14 protein-coding genes and 1 other RNA gene are annotated in these 16,804 nt (G+C 69.0%); 10 read left to right on the top strand and 5 right to left on the bottom strand.

Annotation, left to right across the window (positions count from 1 at the left end):
* Positions 1-4: 4 nt before the first annotated feature.
* The 4 genes from pyrC (at position 5) to PIGHUM_RS08170 (ending at position 2,893) form a co-directional block, all read left to right on the top strand.
* Positions 5-1,060 carry a dihydroorotase gene (pyrC, locus tag PIGHUM_RS08185; protein WP_124079021.1) on the top strand — a complete coding sequence of 352 codons (1,056 nt, stop codon included), beginning with the start codon at positions 5-7 and terminating at the stop codon, positions 1,058-1,060.
* Positions 1,042-1,875, top strand: a complete 834-nt coding sequence (locus tag PIGHUM_RS08180; RefSeq protein WP_124079019.1) for a DUF3025 domain-containing protein — start codon at positions 1,042-1,044, stop codon at positions 1,873-1,875. Before pyrC ends, PIGHUM_RS08180 begins: the two co-directional genes overlap by 19 nt.
* Positions 1,876-1,909: 34 nt before the next feature.
* Positions 1,910-2,298, top strand: an RNA gene (rnpB, locus tag PIGHUM_RS08175) — RNase P RNA component class A.
* A gap of 37 nt (positions 2,299-2,335) precedes the next feature.
* Positions 2,336-2,893 carry a LuxR C-terminal-related transcriptional regulator gene (locus PIGHUM_RS08170; protein WP_124079017.1) on the top strand — a complete coding sequence of 186 codons (558 nt, stop codon included), beginning with the start codon at positions 2,336-2,338 and terminating at the stop codon, positions 2,891-2,893.
* Positions 2,894-2,909: 16 nt separating this feature from the next.
* Here PIGHUM_RS08170 and PIGHUM_RS08165 read toward each other — a convergent pair whose 3' ends face one another.
* The 5 genes from PIGHUM_RS08165 to PIGHUM_RS08145 all read right to left on the bottom strand — a co-directional run bounded on the left by PIGHUM_RS08165 (position 2,910) and on the right by PIGHUM_RS08145 (position 8,706).
* Positions 2,910-3,887, bottom strand: a complete 978-nt coding sequence (locus PIGHUM_RS08165; protein WP_124079015.1) for a fumarylacetoacetate hydrolase family protein — start codon at positions 3,885-3,887, stop codon at positions 2,910-2,912.
* On the bottom strand, positions 3,887-4,897 hold the full coding sequence (locus PIGHUM_RS08160) for an MBL fold metallo-hydrolase (RefSeq protein WP_124079013.1): 1,011 nt from the start codon (positions 4,895-4,897) through the stop codon (positions 3,887-3,889). The genes PIGHUM_RS08165 and PIGHUM_RS08160 overlap by 1 nt, the downstream gene beginning before the upstream one ends.
* A 76-nt stretch (positions 4,898-4,973) precedes the next feature.
* Complete coding sequence (locus tag PIGHUM_RS08155; protein WP_124079011.1) at positions 4,974-5,951, bottom strand: Bug family tripartite tricarboxylate transporter substrate binding protein; 978 nt, start codon at positions 5,949-5,951, stop codon at positions 4,974-4,976.
* The gene (locus PIGHUM_RS08150) at positions 5,948-7,510 is read right to left on the bottom strand and encodes an AMP-binding protein (RefSeq protein WP_124079009.1); all 1,563 of its coding nucleotides are present in this window, start codon (positions 7,508-7,510) and stop codon (positions 5,948-5,950) included. The genes PIGHUM_RS08155 and PIGHUM_RS08150 overlap by 4 nt, the downstream gene beginning before the upstream one ends.
* A 26-nt stretch (positions 7,511-7,536) precedes the next feature.
* Positions 7,537-8,706, bottom strand: a complete 1,170-nt coding sequence (locus PIGHUM_RS08145) for an acetyl-CoA acetyltransferase (RefSeq protein ID WP_124079007.1) — start codon at positions 8,704-8,706, stop codon at positions 7,537-7,539.
* 402 nt (positions 8,707-9,108) lie between these two features.
* Here PIGHUM_RS08145 and mraZ point away from each other — a divergent pair, with 402 nt between their 5' ends.
* The 6 genes from mraZ to mraY are packed head-to-tail and all read left to right on the top strand — an operon-like array spanning position 9,109 to position 16,803.
* Positions 9,109-9,537, top strand: a complete 429-nt coding sequence (gene mraZ, locus PIGHUM_RS08140) for a division/cell wall cluster transcriptional repressor MraZ (protein ID WP_124079005.1) — start codon at positions 9,109-9,111, stop codon at positions 9,535-9,537.
* A 4-nt stretch (positions 9,538-9,541) separates the two neighbouring features.
* Entirely contained in the window at positions 9,542-10,603 is a 1,062-nt protein-coding gene (gene rsmH, locus PIGHUM_RS08135; RefSeq protein ID WP_124079003.1) for a 16S rRNA (cytosine(1402)-N(4))-methyltransferase RsmH, read from the top strand.
* Positions 10,604-10,612: 9 nt separating this feature from the next.
* Positions 10,613-10,963, top strand: coding sequence for a cell division protein FtsL (ftsL, locus tag PIGHUM_RS08130; protein WP_124079001.1), 351 nt, complete (start codon positions 10,613-10,615; stop codon positions 10,961-10,963).
* A complete protein-coding gene (locus PIGHUM_RS24165) occupies positions 10,960-12,690 on the top strand; it encodes a peptidoglycan D,D-transpeptidase FtsI family protein (RefSeq protein WP_124078999.1) in 1,731 nt (576 codons plus the stop codon). Before ftsL ends, PIGHUM_RS24165 begins: the two co-directional genes overlap by 4 nt.
* On the top strand, positions 12,687-15,644 hold the full coding sequence (murF, locus tag PIGHUM_RS08120; RefSeq protein WP_246013025.1) for a bifunctional UDP-N-acetylmuramoyl-L-alanyl-D-glutamate--2,6-diaminopimelate ligase MurE/UDP-N-acetylmuramoyl-tripeptide--D-alanyl-D-alanine ligase MurF: 2,958 nt from the start codon (positions 12,687-12,689) through the stop codon (positions 15,642-15,644). The genes PIGHUM_RS24165 and murF overlap by 4 nt, the downstream gene beginning before the upstream one ends.
* Positions 15,634-16,803 (top strand): phospho-N-acetylmuramoyl-pentapeptide-transferase, encoded by a 1,170-nt coding sequence (gene mraY / locus PIGHUM_RS08115; protein WP_124078995.1) that lies wholly within the window; start codon positions 15,634-15,636, stop codon positions 16,801-16,803. The genes murF and mraY overlap by 11 nt, the downstream gene beginning before the upstream one ends.
* Position 16,804 lies beyond the last annotated feature (1 nt).

The raw sequence follows: 16,804 nt of genomic DNA, 5'->3' as shown, positions 1-16,804 counted from the left end.
ATCCATGACCCTTTCCACGCTCACCATCACCCGCCCCGACGACTGGCACCTGCACCTGCGCGACGGCGAGGCGCTCGCAGCCGTCGCGGCGCATTCGGCGCGCCAGTTCGCGCGCGCCATCATCATGCCGAACCTGAAGCCGCCGGTTACCACCACGGCCCAGGCGCTGGCCTACCGCGAACGGATCCTGGCGGCGCTGCAGCAGGCCGGGGTGGCGGCAGGATCGTTCACGCCGCTGATGACGCTCTACCTGACCGACAACACCGCGCCCGAGGAAATCGCGCGCGCGCGCGAGTCGGGCGCGGTACAGGCCGTCAAACTCTATCCCGCCGGCGCCACGACCAACTCCGATGCCGGCGTGACCGATCTGCTGGGCCGCTGCGCCAAGGTGCTGGAAGCCATGGAGAAGGCCGGCATGCCGCTGCTCACGCATGGCGAGGCCACCGATCCGGCGATCGACGTGTTCGACCGCGAAAAGGTCTTCATCGACCGCGTCATGATCCCGCTGCGCCGCAGCTTCCCTGCGCTCAAAGTGGTGTTCGAGCACATCACCACGGCCGATGCCGCGCAGTACGTGCGCGATGCCGAAGGGCCGATCGGCGCTACCCTGACGCCCCAGCACCTGCTGTACAACCGCAACGCGCTGTTCCAGGGCGGCATGCGCCCGCATTGGTATTGCCTGCCGGTGCTCAAGCGCGAGACGCACCGCCAGGCGCTGGTCGAGGTCGCTACCAGCGGCAATCCGCGGTTCTTCCTCGGCACCGACAGCGCGCCCCATGCGCGCGGCCTGAAAGAGCATGCCTGCGGCTGTGCCGGCTGTTTCACCGGGCTGCACGCGATGGAGCTGTACGCGAAGGCCTTCGACGACGTCGGCAGGCTCGACGCGCTCGAAGGATTCGCGAGTTTCCACGGCCCGGATTTCTACGGCTTGCCGCGCAACGCCGGTACGCTGACCCTGGTGCGCGAACCCTTGCGCATTCCCGACGAACTGCCGTTCGGCCAGCAGACCATCGTGCCGCTGGCCGCCGGGGAGACCTTGCCGTGGCGGGTATCGACCTGAGCGGAATCGACTGGAGCAAGCCCTGGTTTTCCAGCATCGCCCACAAGGGCGAGCAATTGGGGAGCGGGGAGGGCGCGCTGTGCGACAACCTGAACCGGCTGCTCGCGGCCGGCGCGCCGGGCCGCTCCGCGCGTCTGCGGCTGGCTTCGGGCAAGCCGCTGCTGTTCGTGCCGCAGTCCGACCTGCCCGCCAGCTGCGCCTACGAGACCCACGTCCACGATACCGGCCGCGTGCCCACCCGCGACAATCTGCACGACCTCTTCAACGGCCTGGTCTGGTTCGGCTTTCCGCATACCAAGATGCGCCTGAATGCGATGCAGGCCCAGGCGCTGCGGCAGCCAGCCGAACCGGCCGAGCCTGTCGCCGGGCGCGGCAGGCTGCGCGATGCGGTGACGCTGTTCGACGAAAACGGCCTGGTGCTGGCCTGCTCCAGCGACGACCTGGCGCAGGCGCTGCGCCGCTTCGACTGGCGCACCCTGTTCATCGAGCGCCGCACCTCCACGCTGATGCAGACCGAGCCATGGGTCGTCGGCCACGGCCTGCTGGAGAAACTGCTGCATCCCTATAAGTCGCTCACGGCGCATGCGCTCATCGTGCCGGTCGACGACTCCTACTTCCGCTCGCCGCCCCAGCAGCGCCGCGCGACCGTCGACCGGCTGGTGGCCGACTGGCTCGCCAACTGGCCCTTCTTCACGCCCGGCGACTTGTGTCCGCTGCCGGTCCTGGGCCTGCCGGGCTGGTGGCCGGACAACACCGTGCCAGGTTTCTACGACGATCCCGCCGTGTTTCGCCCGGGCCGCTCGCGCCAGCGGTAGGCGGCGCGGCGCGCTGCGGTAGAATCGCTCCTGCAAAGCAGATCAGGCAATCGCGGTGCCCGTAGGGCAGCGAGGAAGGTCCGGACTCCACAGGACGGGATGGCGGCTAACGGCCGTCCGGCGCGAGCCGAGGAATAGGGCCACAGAGACGAGTCTGCAGCGAGGGCGGAGCACATCCGCACCGGTACGGCCACTCCGTATCGTTCGCGCGGCCTGGCCGCGCCGAGTCGCTGCAGGGTGAAACGCGGCAACCTCCATCCGGAGCAACACCAAATAGGCATGCGCGCGGCTTTTGCCGCACAGGGCGGTCCGTCCGAGCATGCGGGTAGGTGGCTTGAGCCGTCCGGCAACGGACGGCCTAGAGGAATGATTGCCAGCGGGGCGACCCGCGTACAGAATCCGGCCTATCGATCTGCTTTGCCTCCTTTTCCCTGCGCCTGGAGCCTCCAGGACACGCCCCATGACCGCCAGCCCTCCCACACCGACGGATCTTGCCTTCGACCTCGCTCCCATCGGCCTGCTGGTGACGCGCGACCGGGTCATCGAACGCTGCAACCGCGCCTTCGTGGAGATGTTCGGCTACAGCCGCCAGCAGCTGCTGGGCCAGACCACCGAGATGCTGTATCCGTCCCATGCCGAATACGAGGACATCGGCGCGCGCGGGGTGCGCAGCATGCTGGCCGAAGGCGTGCACCGCGACGAGCGGATCATGATCCACCGCAACCGCGAACTGTTCTGGTGCGCGGTGTCCGGCCATCCGGTCGACCCGGCGCATCCCTACGCATGCGCCATCTGGGCGTTCGAGGACATGCGGCCGCGGCGGCCGGTGCGTATGGCGCTGACCCCGCGCGAGCGCGAGATCTCGGCGCTGATCGTGGCAGGCTGGACCAGCAAGCAGATCGCCAAGAACCTGAACCTGAGCCCGCGCACGGTCGAGACCTACCGCCTGCGCCTGATGCGCAAGCTGGAGGCCCGCACGGTGGGCGAGCTCATCTCACGGGTGCTGGGGCTGTGTTAGGGCGTGTCAACATACCCTAGACCGGAATGCGGATCGGAAACGGCGGGGGCGAGGGAACGTGCGGCGCGACGATGCGGTTGCGCAGCGTGCCCAGGCCGCTGACTTCCAGCTCCAGGACGTCGCCGTCCTTCAGGAAGCGGCCGAGCTCGTTGCCGCAGCCTCCGCCCACCGTGCCCGATCCCAGCACCTCGCCGGCGAACAAGGTTTCTTCCGCCGACACGTAGGCGATGATGTCCAGGAAGGTGTGGTGCATGTCGCGCGAGTTGCCGCGCGACCATTCCTCGCCGTTCACGCGGGTGACCATGGTCAGCGACTGGGGATCGGCGATTTCGTCCACCGTGACCAGCCAGGGCCCCATCGCATTGCCGGTGTCGAAGTCCTTGCCCTTGGCCGGCCCCAGGCCGCCCTGCATTTCGGCGTACTGGGCGTCGCGGGCCGAGAAGTCGTTGAAGATGGTGTAGCCGAAGATGTGGGACGCAGCCTGCGAAACCGGGATGTTCTTGCCGCCGCGCGACGTGACCATGCCGATTTCCAGCTCGTAGTCGATGACCTGCGAGTACGCCGGCCAATGCACCTCGGCGCCGTCGCCGACCACGCTGAAGGGGTTGCCCTTGTAGTAAATGGGGCGCTCGTACCAGACCCGCGGCAGCTCGACCGCGGCCGGGTCCAGCCGCTGCGTGCCGATGCCGAACAGATGGCGGTTGGCGCGCGATTGCCGGAAGTGCGTCTCGAAGCACAGGCAGTCGCGCAGGCGCCGCGGCCGGGGCAGGGGCGCCTGCCGCGCCACCGCCGAGACGGCATGGGTGGCGGCGGGGCGCTCCACCAGCCGGCGCGCATGGTCGAGCGCGGCGGGGCCGCCGTCGATCAGGTCCAGCATGCTGTGGAAGTAGGGCGCCGCATCGGCCGCCGTGAAATCCGAGATCGTGCTTTCGCCGGGCAGCAGCGCGCCGATGTGCGGCGTGCCGCCGGGGGCGAGGAATGTGGTCAGCTTCATCAATGGTTCCCGTCGCAGTGCTCGTGTCCGCAGGCGTTCTGCTTGCGCGCGAAATGGCGCTTGCCCATCAGCGCCAGCATGTCCATGACGTTGGGGGCGGGGAGCGCGCCGCCCGAGACCTCGCGGTAGCAGGCATAGACGTTGACGCACAGCCGCTCGTCCTCGCCCCAGTTCGCCCAGCGGTCCATGGAAATGTCGTCCACCGCCTGTTCGAAGGACATGCCCGCTTCATAGCAGCGGCGCGACTCGGCCAGCAGGTAGACCAGGTAGTCGCGGAATTCCCGCACGCCGGCCTTGTCGGTGATCGGGCCGTGGCCGGGCACGATGGTCTCGACGTCCCAGCCCAGCATGAGGTCGCAGGCGGCGATCCAGTTCGAGACGGGGCCGGTCCAGATGGCCGGGTGGCCGCCGACGAACATGATGTCGCCGGTGAAAACGGTGCGGTCCTGCGGCACGTAGACCAGCACGTCGCCGCGCGTATGGGCCGGACCGACCTCGATGAGCTGGACTTCCTTGTCGCCGACCTTGAGGTCCATGCGGTGGTCGAAGGTCTCGGTGGGCAGCGTCAGGCGGATGCCGCTGAAGTCGAAGCGCGAACCGATCACTTCCTGCCAGAATTTACCGGCCATGCCCATGCCGGGCCAGTCTTTCTGCCATTCGGCGTATTGCTCGGGCGGACGGTGCTTCATGTCTTCCACGCAGCCGTTGGAGGCGATGATGCGGGACCCCTCCAGCAATTGGTTGCCGAAGGTATGGTCGCCGTTGCCGTGGGTGTTGACCAGCGCGCCGATATGCCTGGCCGCGGGCACGGCGTCGCGCATGGCGGCCAGCATCTCGGAAGTCAAAGGCAGGTCGAACAGGGTATCGACCAGCAGAGATTCGCCGCCGTCGGAAATCAGCCCGGCGTTGGACCAGCCCCAGCTGCCGTCGGGGATCAGGTAGGCGTGCAGGCCGTTGCCCAGGTCGTGCAGGCCCTTGGTGTAGCGCCATTTGGCGGTCGAGGTCGTCATGTCGTCTCCTTGTCGTCGTATCGGTCGGGCGTGCGCGGAAATGGGTTCCGGCGCCGCGCGTGTCGCATGATGGCAGTCAATCCAGGCGGATGTTGGCTTCGCGTATGACCGCGCCCCATTTGTCGTAGTCCTTGCGCACGATGGCGCCCAGTTCGGCCGGCGTCGAGCCCACCGGCTCCAGGCTGGCGGCGGCGAGCCGCTGCCGCACGTCGGGCATGGCGAGCACCTTGGCGACGTCGGCGCTGATCTTCTCGGCGATCGCGGGCGGCGTGCCGGCCGGCGCCAACAGCGCGTGCCAGGCGTCCCCCACGTAGCCGGGCACGGTTTCGCCTATGGTCGGAACGTCGGGCAGGTTTTCCGATCGGTTGGCCAGCGTGACCGCCAGCCCGCGCACCTTGCCGTCCTTGGCGGCGGCCACGCCATTGGTATAGGGCTCCATGGCCAGGTCGGTCTGGCCGCTCAGCAGCGCCAGGACCTTGCTGGTGTTCATCGGGACGTGCAGCATCGACGTGCCGGTCATGCTGGTGAGCAGTTCCATCACGATGTGGTTGCCCGAGCCGTTGCCGGCCGAGCCATAGGTGAGCTTGCCCGGGTGCTTCTTGGCGTAGGCGATCAGTTCGGCGACGTTGCGGACTTCCAGCTCCTTGCGCGCCAGCAGCACGTAGCCCAGGTTGACCACCAGCGACACCGGCACGAAGCTCTTGAACGGGTCGTAGCCGAGCTTGGCGTAGAGGTGGGGGTTGGCGCACAGGATCGAGTTGATGGTGTAGAGCAGGGTGTAGCCGTCGGGCTGGGCTTGCGCCACCGCGGTGGCGCCGATGCCGCCGCCCGCGCCGGGCCGATTTTCCACCACCAGTTGCTGGCTCCACATGTCGCTGAGTTTCTGGCCGACGATGCGGATCACCACGTCGGGCGAGGTGCCCGCCGCGAACGGGACGATCACCCGTACCGGGTGCTTCGGGAAATCCTGCCCGGATGCGTGGGCCGGCCAGGCTGGGAGGCCGGCGAGCGCAAGGGCACCGCGTCCGAGCATGTTTGCGAGGAAGGTGTTCATGTCGTCTCCTTGGGTGGGGCAGGCTCGTCCGGTCCGCCGGCGAGAGCGGCCTTGAGCTCGGTTTTCAGGACCTTGCCGTAGTGGTTCTTGGGCAGGGCGTCTACAAAGCGGTAATGCTTGGGGCGCTTGAACCGCGCGATGCGGTCCAGGCACAGGCGGTCGAGGTCGGCGGTCAGGGGCGCCGACCTCGGGGTCGGCACCACGAAGGCGACCACCGACTCGCCCCAGTCCGCGTCCGGCATGCCCACCACCGAAACCTCGGCCACGCCGGGGTGGGTGAGCAGCACTTCTTCGATCTCGCGCGGATAAATGTTCGAGCCGCCGGAAATGATGACGTCCTTGGAGCGGTCCTTGAGCGTGAGGAAGCCTTCTTCGTCCAGCGCACCGACGTCGCCGGTCCAGAGCCAGCCGTCGCGCAGCGCCCGGGCCGTGGCCTGCGGGTCGCGCCAATACTCGGCCATGACGACGTCGCCGCGCACCTGGACTTCGCCGGTCTCGCCCGCGGGCAGCACCGTGCCGTCCGCGGCCGCCACGCGCACTTCGACGGGCGACTGGGCCACGCCCACCGAAGCCAGGCGCGCCAGCCAGCGCGGATGGCCGTGGTCGGCCAGGTGCGCGCGCGACAGCGCGGTGATGGTCATGGGCGCTTCGCCCTGGCCGTAGATCTGCACGAAACGGTCGCCCATGACGGCCAGGGCATGACGGATGTCCTCGACATACATGGGGCCGCCGCCGTAGACGATGGTCTTGAAGCCGGCCGGGTCCGCGCCGGCCGCCTCGACGCCGGCCACCAGCCGCTTGACCATGGTAGGCGCCGCGAACATCGCCAGCCGGCCCACGCTGCCGGCCAGTCCGGCCAGTTCCGCCGGATCGAAGGCGCCGGACTCCGGCACCACGTGGCGCGCGGCGGCCAGGGTGTACGGCAGGGCGTACAGCCCGGCGCCGTGCGACATCGGCGCCGCGTACACGGCCGCATCGGCGCCGTCCACCGCATCGACGTCGGTGAAATAGCTGGTCGTCATGGCCATCAGCATGCGGTGGGTCTGGGCTACGCCCTTGGGGCGCCCGGTCGTGCCCGAGGTGTAGAACAGCCACGCCAGGTCCTCGGGGCGGCGGTGCGCCGGCGCCGCCGCGGGACCGCCGGCCAGCGCCCGGTAGCCGGGCGTGCCGGTCTCGAAGACGTGCCGTACCGAGGGCGCTTCCCCCAGCAGGGGCAGCAGGCCGCCGGCCAGGTCCGGGCTGACGAACAGCGCGCCAGCCTGGGCGTGGCCGAGGATGTAGAGCGCCTCGCGCGGATGCAGCTTGGCGTTGATGGGAACCACCGCCAGGCCGGCCCACCAGGCGCCGTACAAGGCCTCGAGGTACTCGGGGCAGTTGCCCATGAACAGGCCGACGCGCGCGCCCGGGGCCAGGCCGGCGCGTTCGCGCAAGTGGCCGCCGATGGCGGCGGCGCGGGCGGCCAGGCCGCGGTAGTCGCACAGCACGGCGGCGCCGCGGTGCAGGGCCGGACGGTCGCCGTGGACGCGTGCGGCGCGGACCAGCAGTTGGACGAGATTCATGGCGCTTGCTCGGCAGTCGATCGGGTTCAGGCCGCGCGCTCCAGCACGCTGACGTAGTTGGCGACCATGGATCCTCCCATGTTGAATACGCCGGCCAATTCCGCGCCGGGCACCTGGATGGCGCCGGCCTCGCCGCACAGCTGCATGGCGGCCAGCACGTGCATCGATACGCCGGTGGCGCCCACCGGGTGGCCCTTGGCTTTCAGGCCGCCGGACGGATTGACCGGCAGCGCGCCGCCCGGCGCGACAGTGCCGTCCTCGAGGCAGCGGGCGCCGCCGCCGGCGGGCGCCAGGCCCATGGCTTCGTAGCTGAGCAGCTCCGCGATGGTGAAACAGTCGTGCACTTCGGCCAGGTCGAGGTCGCGCACGCCGACGCCCGCGGCTTCGAGCGCGCGCCGCCAGGCCAGCCGGGGGCCCTCGAACGCGACCGGATCGCGGCGCGACATGGGCAGGAAGTCGTTGACCTGCACCGCCGCCCGGAAGCGCACCGCGCGCCGGAAATCCGCCGCCAGCGGCGCGGCCGCCAGCACCAGCGCAGCGCCGCCGTCGGCCACGGTCGAGCAGTCGGTCTTGCGCAGCGGCGCGGCGATGATCGGGTTGCGTTCGGAAACGGTATTGCAGAAATCGAAGCCCAGGTCGCGGCGCAGATGGGCCAGCGGGTTGCGCGCGCCATTGGCATGGTTCTTGGCGGCGATCCGCGCCAGGGCCGCGCCGTGGTCGCCGTGGCGGGCGAAATATTCCTGGGCGATGCGGGCGAAGATCCCGGGGAAGGTCAGCCCGTGCGCACCCTCTTCCCGATAGTAGCTGGCGCGGGCCAGCGCCGCGGTGACCGCCGCGCCGTCGGCCGCCGTCATTTTCTCGGCGCCGACTACCAGCGCGATCCGGGCCCGGCCCGCCCCGATCGCGTCGAGCGCGGCGTGGATGGCGGCGGAGCCCGAGGCGCAGGCGTTTTCCAGGCGCACGGCCGGCTTGAAGCGCAGGCTCTCGTCCAGGGCGAACGGCAGCGACGAGGTGAACCCGTCGGGCACCATGCCGGCGTTGAAATGGCCCACGAATACGGCGTCCACATCCCGCGCCTGCAGTCCGGCGTCTGCCAGGGCGGCCCGGGCCGGCTCCACCATCAGGGCTTCCAGGTCGTGGTCGTCGAGGCGGCCGAACGGGGTGTGGCCCCATCCGACGATGCGGGCGTGTTCCATCGCGTCTCCTTGTGCGCCGTCGAATGCGGCGCTGTTATGGAGATCATTATTTCCAACCCCGTCGAGAGGGCCTAGTCGTAGGAATACGCTATGCCTGCCTGCGCGGAGCGCGGAGGCCGCCCCAGGCGCGGGCGGCGTCTTCCGGACCCGCATGGCGCTTTATGTTTGGTTACGTTCTGGCGCCGTCGATCTCTTTTCACCGCAAATCTTCATACGCCACCTTCACTTCAAGGCCCAATGTCATGATTCTTCGAAGATTTCGTAATGTGAGGTCTCTGAAGAAGTGCACGTAAGTCCTTGTTACTAATAAAGAAAACCTCTTCTGACGGCTTGACCGGGTGTGTTCGCTCCTTTAGAGTGGGAAATAGTAGAATTTTGTGCAAAAAAGTGGGGTAACCGGTCGTGTTTCAAGGCAGCAGCGCCCTCACGCTGGATGCGAAGGGTCGGGTCTCTATCCCGACCCGGCATCGTGACGCGCTGATGGCGCAGGCCGAAGGCCGCCTGACACTGACCCGCCACCCCGACGGTTGCCTCCTGATCTACCCCCGTCCCACCTGGGAAGTGAAGCGCGAGCAGATCGCGGCGTTCCCGATGCAGGCGCGCGCGCTGCAACGGCTGCTGCTGGGCAATGCCCAGGATGTGGAGCTCGACAATGCGGGCCGCATCCTGATCGCTCCCGAACTGCGCACCGCCGCTTCCCTGAGCCGCGACGTGATGCTGCTCGGCCTGGGCGCTCACTTCGAGTTGTGGGACGCAGCCGCTTTGGCCCAGCGCGAGCAGGAATTGCTGGCGCAGGGCATGCCCGAAGTCCTGAACCAGTTTTCTTTCTGAAGCCGTGACGACCCCATTTCTGCATCGGCCCGTATTGCTGGAGCCGACGATCGACGCTTTGGCCGTGCCTGCCGGCGGCGACGCCGCCGGGGTGTGGGTCGACGCGACTTTCGGCCGCGGCGGCCACTCCCGCGCGCTGCTGGCGCGGCTGGGGGCGGATGCCCGGCTGGTGGTGTTCGACAAGGATCCGCAGGCGATCGCCGCGGCGCGCGCGCTGGCCGCCGAAGATGCCCGCGTGACGGTGGTGCACGAGGGATTCGGCGGGCTGGGCGACGAGCTGGCGCGGCTGGGCATTGCGCGCATCGCCGGTTTGATGATGGATCTCGGGATTTCCTCGCCGCAGATCGACGATGCCGAGCGCGGGTTTTCTTTCATGCGCGACGGTCCGCTCGATATGCGGATGGATACGACACGCGGCGAAACCGCCGCGCAATGGCTCGCCCACGCGAGCATCGATGACATGCGGGAGGTCATAGCACGCTATGGTGAAGAACGGTTTGCTTTCCAGATTGCAAAGACGATTGCAGCTAGCCGCGAGAAACGGCCTATCACGACCACAGGCGAGCTTGCCGACCTCGTGGCTGGCGCCGTCCGCACGCGCGAAAAGGGCCAGCACCCTGCGACCCGCACCTTTCAGGCTATACGGATTCACCTCAATCAGGAGCTTGAAGAGCTCCCGCGTGCGCTAGCCGCCGCGCTCGAACTGCTGGTTCCCGGGGGACGCCTGGCCGTGATCAGTTTCCATTCCCTGGAAGACCGCATCGTCAAGCAGTTCATCGCCGCCGCGTCGCGGCCGGGCGCGGAGACGGCCCGGCTGCCGCTGCGCGAGAGCGAGCGGCCGCAGCCGGTGCTGACGTCGGTCGGCCGGGTGTTGCCCACGGACGAAGAAGTGGCCGGCAACCCGCGCGCGCGATCGGCGGTGCTGCGGGTGGCGGAGCGCACGCAGGTGGCCTTGTCGGCGCAAGGCGGCAGGGCGTTCATCAAGATTGCCGAGACGGGTAGCGCCAGGCGCCGTCCGTCGTCCCGCCCGCGTTCCGCGGGCGGCCTCGCATCCGTTGGCGCATAGGGGGCCGCGATGGGTCGCCTGCTTTTCGTCCTGACGATTGCCCTGGTGGCGTGCGGCCTGTCGCTGGTCAGCAGCCAGTACAAGGCGCGCAGCCTGTTCGTCGAGCTCGAGCGGACCCAGTCCGCCACGCGCGAACTGGACGTGGAATGGCGCCGCCTGCAGCTCGAGCAGACCGACCATGCCAAGCACGCGCTGATCGATAGCGTTGCGCGCAATGCGCTGAAAATGGAGCCGGTCACCCCGGCGCGGACGATTTATCTCGCCCAGGGCCGGGACGCGCAGAGCGGCCCCGCGCTGCTGCCTTACGGCCCCCCCGGCGTGCCGGTGCCGCCCAAGACGACACCCCGAGGTGGCCGATGAAGCGCGTGCGTTTTTCGTCCGAGAATCCGGTCCTGAATCTGAAGCTTCCGGCCTGGCGTTCGCGCTTCGTCCTGATCCTGATGTTCGCGGGCTTTGCCGCGCTGGTGGTGCGGGCGCTGTACCTGCAGGGCCTGTCCAACGAGTTCCTGCAGAAGCAGGGCGAATCCCGTTATGCGCGCACGCTGGTGCTGCCCGCCTCGCGCGGCAAGATCACCGACCGCAATAACGTGGTGGTGGCCTCCAGCGTGCCGGCGCGCGCGGTGTGGGCGATTCCCGAAGACGTCAAGGCGCCGTCGGGCAAGCTGGCCGAATTGGCCAAGCTGCTGGAGACGCCGCTGCCGGTCTTGCAGCGCAAGCTGGCCAGTGACAAAACCTTCGTCTACCTGAAGCGCCAGGTGCCGGTGGATGTCGCGGACAAGGTCGCAGCGCTGGATCTGGACGGCATCCACCAGCAGCGCGAGACGCTGCGCTACTATCCCGAAGGCGAGGTGCTCGGCCACGTGCTGGGTTTCACCAACGTCGAGGATCGCGGCCAGGAAGGCATCGAGCTCGCCTATAACTCCCAGCTCGCCGGCCGCGCCGGCAGCCGTCGCGTCATCAAGGACCGCCTGGGGCGGGTGGTCGAGGACGTGCAGGCGGTGCGCGCGCCCGCCAACGGCCACGACCTGGCACTGTCGATCGACACCCGCGTGCAGTACCTCGTGTTCTCGCAACTGCAAGAGGCCGTCGAGCGCCACAAGGCCAAGGGCGGCGCGGCCATCGTGGTGGATACGCACACCGGCGAGATCCTCGCTCTGGCCAATTTCCCGACCTACAACCCCAACCATCGCGAAACGCTGACTGGCGCGCGGCTGCGCAACCGCGCCCTGACCGATACCTTCGAGCCGGGTTCGACCCTCAAGCCGTTCTCGATCGCCCTGGCGCTGGATCTAGGCCGCGTGCAGCCTTCCACCGTGGTGGATACCGGCAAAGGCCGGATGAATTTCTACGGCCACACCATTTCCGACACGCACGGCTACGGCCGCCTGGACGTCGGCGGCGTGGTGCAGAAGTCGAGCAACATCGGCACCACGCTGATCTCGCAGCGGCTCGAAAACAAAGAGATGTGGGACAAGTACACCGAGCTGGGCCTGGGGCAGGCTCCCAAGCTCGACTTCCCCGGCGCGGTGGCCGGCCGCCTGCGTCCCTTCGAGAAATGGCGGCCCATCGAGAAAGCCACGATGTCCTACGGCTACGGCCTGTCGGTGTCGCTGGTGCAGCTGGCCCACGCCTATACCGCGTTCGCGCGCGACGGCGACACGGTGCCGCTGACTTTCCTGAAGACCGAGCGCCCGCCTGCCGGCACCCGCATCTACACGTCCAAGACCGCCCGCACCATGCGCAACATGCTCGAAGCCGTGGTCGGCCCGGGCGGCACCGCGGCGCAGGCACAGGTCATGGGCTACCGGGTGGCGGGCAAGACGGGCACGGCGCGCAAAATCATCAATGGCGCCTATGCTTCCAAGTACGTCGCGTCGTTCGCGGGTTTCGCGCCGGTCTCCAATCCGCGCATCGTAGTGGCGGTCATGATCGACGAGCCCACCGCCGGCAGCATCTACGGCGGCGCGGTGGCGGGTCCGGTCTTCTCCAAGGTTACCGGCGGCACGCTGCGCATGCTGGGCGTGGAGCCCGATGCGCCATTCAAGTCGCTCGTGATTCCCGAGCATCCGCTGGAGGACAGCCTGTGACGGCTCCGGCATCCGTCCTGTCGTGGCTGCGCCGGCACGCCGGCGCATCGGCGCATCTGCGGCTGGATTCGCGCGCGGTGCAGGCGGGCGACGTGTTCCTGGCCTACGTCGGCGCGCGCAGCGATGGGCGCGACTACATCGACCAGGCCCTGGAGCGCGGGGCCGGCGCCGTCGTGTTCGAAGATGCCGACGCCGGGCGCACCGCCGACCTGTCGCGCAGGCTGGCCGAACGCGGCGTGCCGGCGATGGCGGCAACGGGGCTGAAGGCTGCGCTGGGCTTTGTTGCGTCGGGCTGGTATGGCGAGCCGTCGCGCGGGATGCGCGTGATCGCCGTGACCGGCACCAACGGCAAGACCTCGTGCGCCAGGTGGATCGCCCGCGCGCTGAGCGCACAGGGCACCCCGTGCGGCGCAATCGGTACGCTCGGCATCGAGATCCCGTCCGCGGCGGGCGGCTCGCAGGCGCTGGCGACGGGCCTGACCACGCCGGATGCCGTTTCCCTGCATCGCGCGCTGGCCGATATGCGCGCCGCGGGCGTGACCGCCGTGGCCATCGAGGCTTCGTCCATCGGTATTGCCGAAGGACGCCTGGACGGACTGCACGTCGATATCGCCGTATTCACCAACCTGACGCGCGATCATCTGGATTATCACCGCGACATGGCCGACTACGAGGCGCAGAAGGCGCGCCTGTTCGCCTGGCCCGGCCTGGCCGCGGCCGTGGTGAACCAGGACGATGCCGCCGGCCGGCGCCTGATCGCGCAACTGCGGCAGGCCCGCCCCGGCGTCGCGCTGGTGCCCTATGGCCGGACGACGTCCGGCGAGGCCGGCGGGCACGCGGTGACGGCTTCCGACCTGCATGCCACCAGCCATGGCATGGTGTTCACGCTCAATCGGCGCGAGCAGGCGGTGCAGATCGCCGTCACCCTGCTGGGCGAACACAATGTCGAGAACCTGCTGGCCGTGGCCGGGGTGCTGTTCGAGCTCGGCTGGAACATGCGGCAGGTGGCCGCGGCGCTGGCGCGCGCGCAGGCCGCGCCGGGCCGGCTGCAGGCCGTGGGCGCGGCGGACGCGGCGCCGGGCGAAGGACGGCCGCTGGTGGTCGTGGATTACGCGCACACGCCGGATGCGCTGGCGCGCGCGCTCGATGCGCTCGCCCCGGTGGCGCAGGCGCGCGGCGGTCGCCGCATTTGCCTGTTCGGCTGCGGTGGCGATCGCGATGCTGGCAAGCGGCCCGAGATGGCCCGGGTGGCGGTGGCGCATGCCGACGAGGTCGTCGTGAGCAGCGACAATCCGCGCAACGAAGCGCCGGGCGCGATCATCGAACAGATCCTGGCCGGCGTGCCGGCGGGCGCGCGGGTGTCGGTCGAGCCGGATCGCGCGCTGGCGATCGCGCAGACCATCGCGGGCGCCGGCCCGAACGACGTGGTTCTGCTGGCCGGCAAAGGGCACGAGGCCTATCAGGAGATCGGCGGCGTGCGTCAGGCGTTTTCCGACGCCGAGCACGCGGCGCGGGCGCTCGGCGCCTATCGCTCGCCGGCCGCGGCCTCGGGGCTGATGACGCTGGCCGATGCCGCCCGTGCGATGCGCGGCGTGGTGCACGGCCCGGCGGGCGCCGAGCAGGCGCTGTTCGGCAGCATCGGCAGCGATTCCCGCAAGGTGTCGCCGGGCGAGTTGTTCTTCGCGCTGAGCGGCGAGCGTTTTGACGGCCATCAATATGTGGCGCAGGCCGGACAGGCCGGCGCGGCGGCGGCCGTGGTGCAGCGCCCGGTCGATGGCGCCGGACTGCCCCAGATCGTCGTGGCCGACACGCGCCGGGCGCTGGGCGACCTGGCGGCGGCCTGGCGCGGTCGCCATGCGATTCCCGTCGTCGGGGTCGCCGGCAGCAACGGCAAGACCACCACCAAGGAAATGGTGGCCGCGATTTTCGCCGCGTGGCAGGGCGCCGATGCCCGGCTGGCGACGCAGGGCAATCTGAACAACGAGATCGGCGTGCCGTTGACGCTGATGCGGCTGCGCGGTACGCATCGCTGCGCCGTCATCGAACTGGGCATGAACCATCCCGGCGAGATCGCCGAGCTGGCGCGCATCGCCGCGCCGACCGTGGGCCTGGTCAACAATGCGCAGCGCGAGCACCAGGAATTCATGCATACGGTCGAGGCCGTGGCGCGCGAGAACGGCGCGGTGATCGCGGCCCTGCCCGCCGACGGCGTGGCGGTGTTCCCCGGGGACGACGCTTATACGCCGATCTGGGCGGAGCTGGCTGGCGCGCGCCGCTGCCTGCGCTTCGGACTGGCGGGCGAGCTCGAGGTGAGCGCGCGGGACATCCGCGCCCTGCCGTTCGAAACCCGCTTCACGCTCGTCACGCCGGCCGGCGAGGCGGAGGTCGCGCTTGCGGCGGCTGGCCTGCACAACGTGCGCAATGCGCTGGCTGCGTCGGCCTGCGCGCTTGCCGCGGGCGTGGATCTGAACACGATCGCGCGCGGACTGGGCGAGTTCGCGCCTGTGAAAGGCCGCATGCAGCGCTACGGTTTGCCCGGCGGCGCGCTGCTGATCGACGACACCTACAACGCCAATCCCGATTCGGTGCGCGCCGCCATCGACGTGCTGGCCGAACTGCCGGCGCCGCGGGTGCTGGTGCTGGGCGATATGGGTGAAGTCGGCGACCAGGGGCCGGCCATGCACGCCGAGGTCGGCGCCTATGCCCGCGAACGCGGCATCGACGCCCTGTTCGCGCTGGGCGAAGCCACGCGGGCGAGCGTGCAGGCGTTCGGCGCCGGCGCGGCGCATTTCGAGGCGGTCGAGTCGGTGGCTCCTGCCATCGAGGTCCTGGCGCCCGCGGCGGTGCTGGTCAAGGGTTCGCGCTTCATGCGCATGGAGCGGGTCGTGCAGGCGTTGCTGGCCGGCCTCCCGTCCGATCATTCTTCTATTGGTAGTAATAAGCATGCTGCTTGAATTGGCCCAATGGTTATCCGAGGATTACCGGGCTTTCTCGGTGTTCAGCTACATCACCCTGCGCGCGGTGCTCGCCAGCGCGACGGCGCTGCTCATCGGGCTGATGGCGGGGCCGTGGGTGATCCGCAAATTGACCGCGCTCAAGATCGGCCAGGCCGTGCGCGCCTATGGTCCCGAGACGCACCTGATCAAGAGCGGCACGCCTACCATGGGCGGCGCGCTGATCCTGATCGCGGTCGGCATTTCCACGCTGCTGTGGGCCGATTGGAGCAACCGCTTCGTCTGGGTCGTGCTGCTGGTGACCTTCGGCTTCGGCTGGGTGGGCTGGTCGGACGACTACCGCAAGGTGGTGCGGCGCGATCCGGAGGGGATGCCGGCGCGCGAGAAGTTCTTCTGGCAGACGCTGATCGGCCTGGTCGCCTCGGTCTACCTGGCCTTCGCGATTTCCGCGCCCGATGCGGCCGGAACCTGGTCGCTGCTGATCGACTGGATATCGGGCGGCTTTGGCTACCACCTGCCGCAGCGGGCCGACCTGATCGTGCCTTTCTTCAAGAGCGTGAGCTATCCGCTGGGGGTGATCGGCTTCATCGGGCTGACCTGGGCGGTCATCGTCGGCTCCAGCAACGCGGTCAACCTGACCGACGGGCTGGACGGGCTGGCCATCATGCCGACCGTGCTGGTAGGCACCGCGCTGGGAGTGTTCGCCTACGTGGTGGGGCGGGTCGATTATTCGCGCTACCTGCTGTTCCCGTACATTCCGGGCGCGTCGGAGCTGATGGTCATCTGCGCCGCGATCGGCGGCGCCGGGCTGGCCTTCCTGTGGTTCAACGCCTATCCGGCCCAGGTGTTCATGGGCGACGTCGGCGCGCTGGCGCTGGGCGGAGCGCTGGGCACCATCGCCGTGATCGTGCGCCAGGAGATCGTGCTGTTCATCATGGGCGGCGTGTTCGTGGTCGAGACGCTGTCGGTGATCGTGCAGGTGAGCTGGTTCAAGTACACCAAGAAACGCTACGGCCAGGGCCGGCGGATCTTCAAGATGGCGCCGCTGCACCATCACTTCGAGGTCAGCGGCTGGAAAGAAACCCAGGTCGTCGTGCGGTTCTGGATCATCACCATGATGCTGGTGCTGATCGGCCTGGCGACCTTGAAGCTGAGATGAC

The sequence above is a fragment of the Pigmentiphaga humi genome, from assembly GCF_900606115.1.
Lineage (GTDB): Bacteria > Pseudomonadota > Gammaproteobacteria > Burkholderiales > Burkholderiaceae_B > Pigmentiphaga > Pigmentiphaga humi.
The sequence above is the reverse complement of the archived record's forward strand: the minus strand, read 5'-3'. Positions and strand labels throughout refer to the sequence as shown.

Bases quoted from the DNA above. Each gene is read 5' to 3' on its own strand.
- pyrC (WP_124079021.1), top strand. From the start codon at position 5: ATGACCCTTTCCACGCTCACCATCACCCGCCCCGACGACTGGCACCTG.
- PIGHUM_RS08170 (WP_124079017.1), top strand. From the start codon at position 2,336: ATGACCGCCAGCCCTCCCACACCGACGGATCTTGCCTTCGACCTCGCT.
- PIGHUM_RS08165 (WP_124079015.1), bottom strand. From the start codon at position 3,887: ATGAAGCTGACCACATTCCTCGCCCCCGGCGGCACGCCGCACATCGGC.
- PIGHUM_RS08160 (WP_124079013.1), bottom strand. From the start codon at position 4,897: ATGACGACCTCGACCGCCAAATGGCGCTACACCAAGGGCCTGCACGAC.
- PIGHUM_RS08155 (WP_124079011.1), bottom strand. From the start codon at position 5,951: ATGAACACCTTCCTCGCAAACATGCTCGGACGCGGTGCCCTTGCGCTC.
- PIGHUM_RS08150 (WP_124079009.1), bottom strand. From the start codon at position 7,510: ATGAATCTCGTCCAACTGCTGGTCCGCGCCGCACGCGTCCACGGCGAC.
- PIGHUM_RS08145 (WP_124079007.1), bottom strand. From the start codon at position 8,706: ATGGAACACGCCCGCATCGTCGGATGGGGCCACACCCCGTTCGGCCGC.
- ftsL (WP_124079001.1), top strand. From the start codon at position 10,613: ATGGGTCGCCTGCTTTTCGTCCTGACGATTGCCCTGGTGGCGTGCGGC.
- PIGHUM_RS24165 (WP_124078999.1), top strand. From the start codon at position 10,960: ATGAAGCGCGTGCGTTTTTCGTCCGAGAATCCGGTCCTGAATCTGAAG.
- mraY (WP_124078995.1), top strand. From the start codon at position 15,634: ATGCTGCTTGAATTGGCCCAATGGTTATCCGAGGATTACCGGGCTTTC.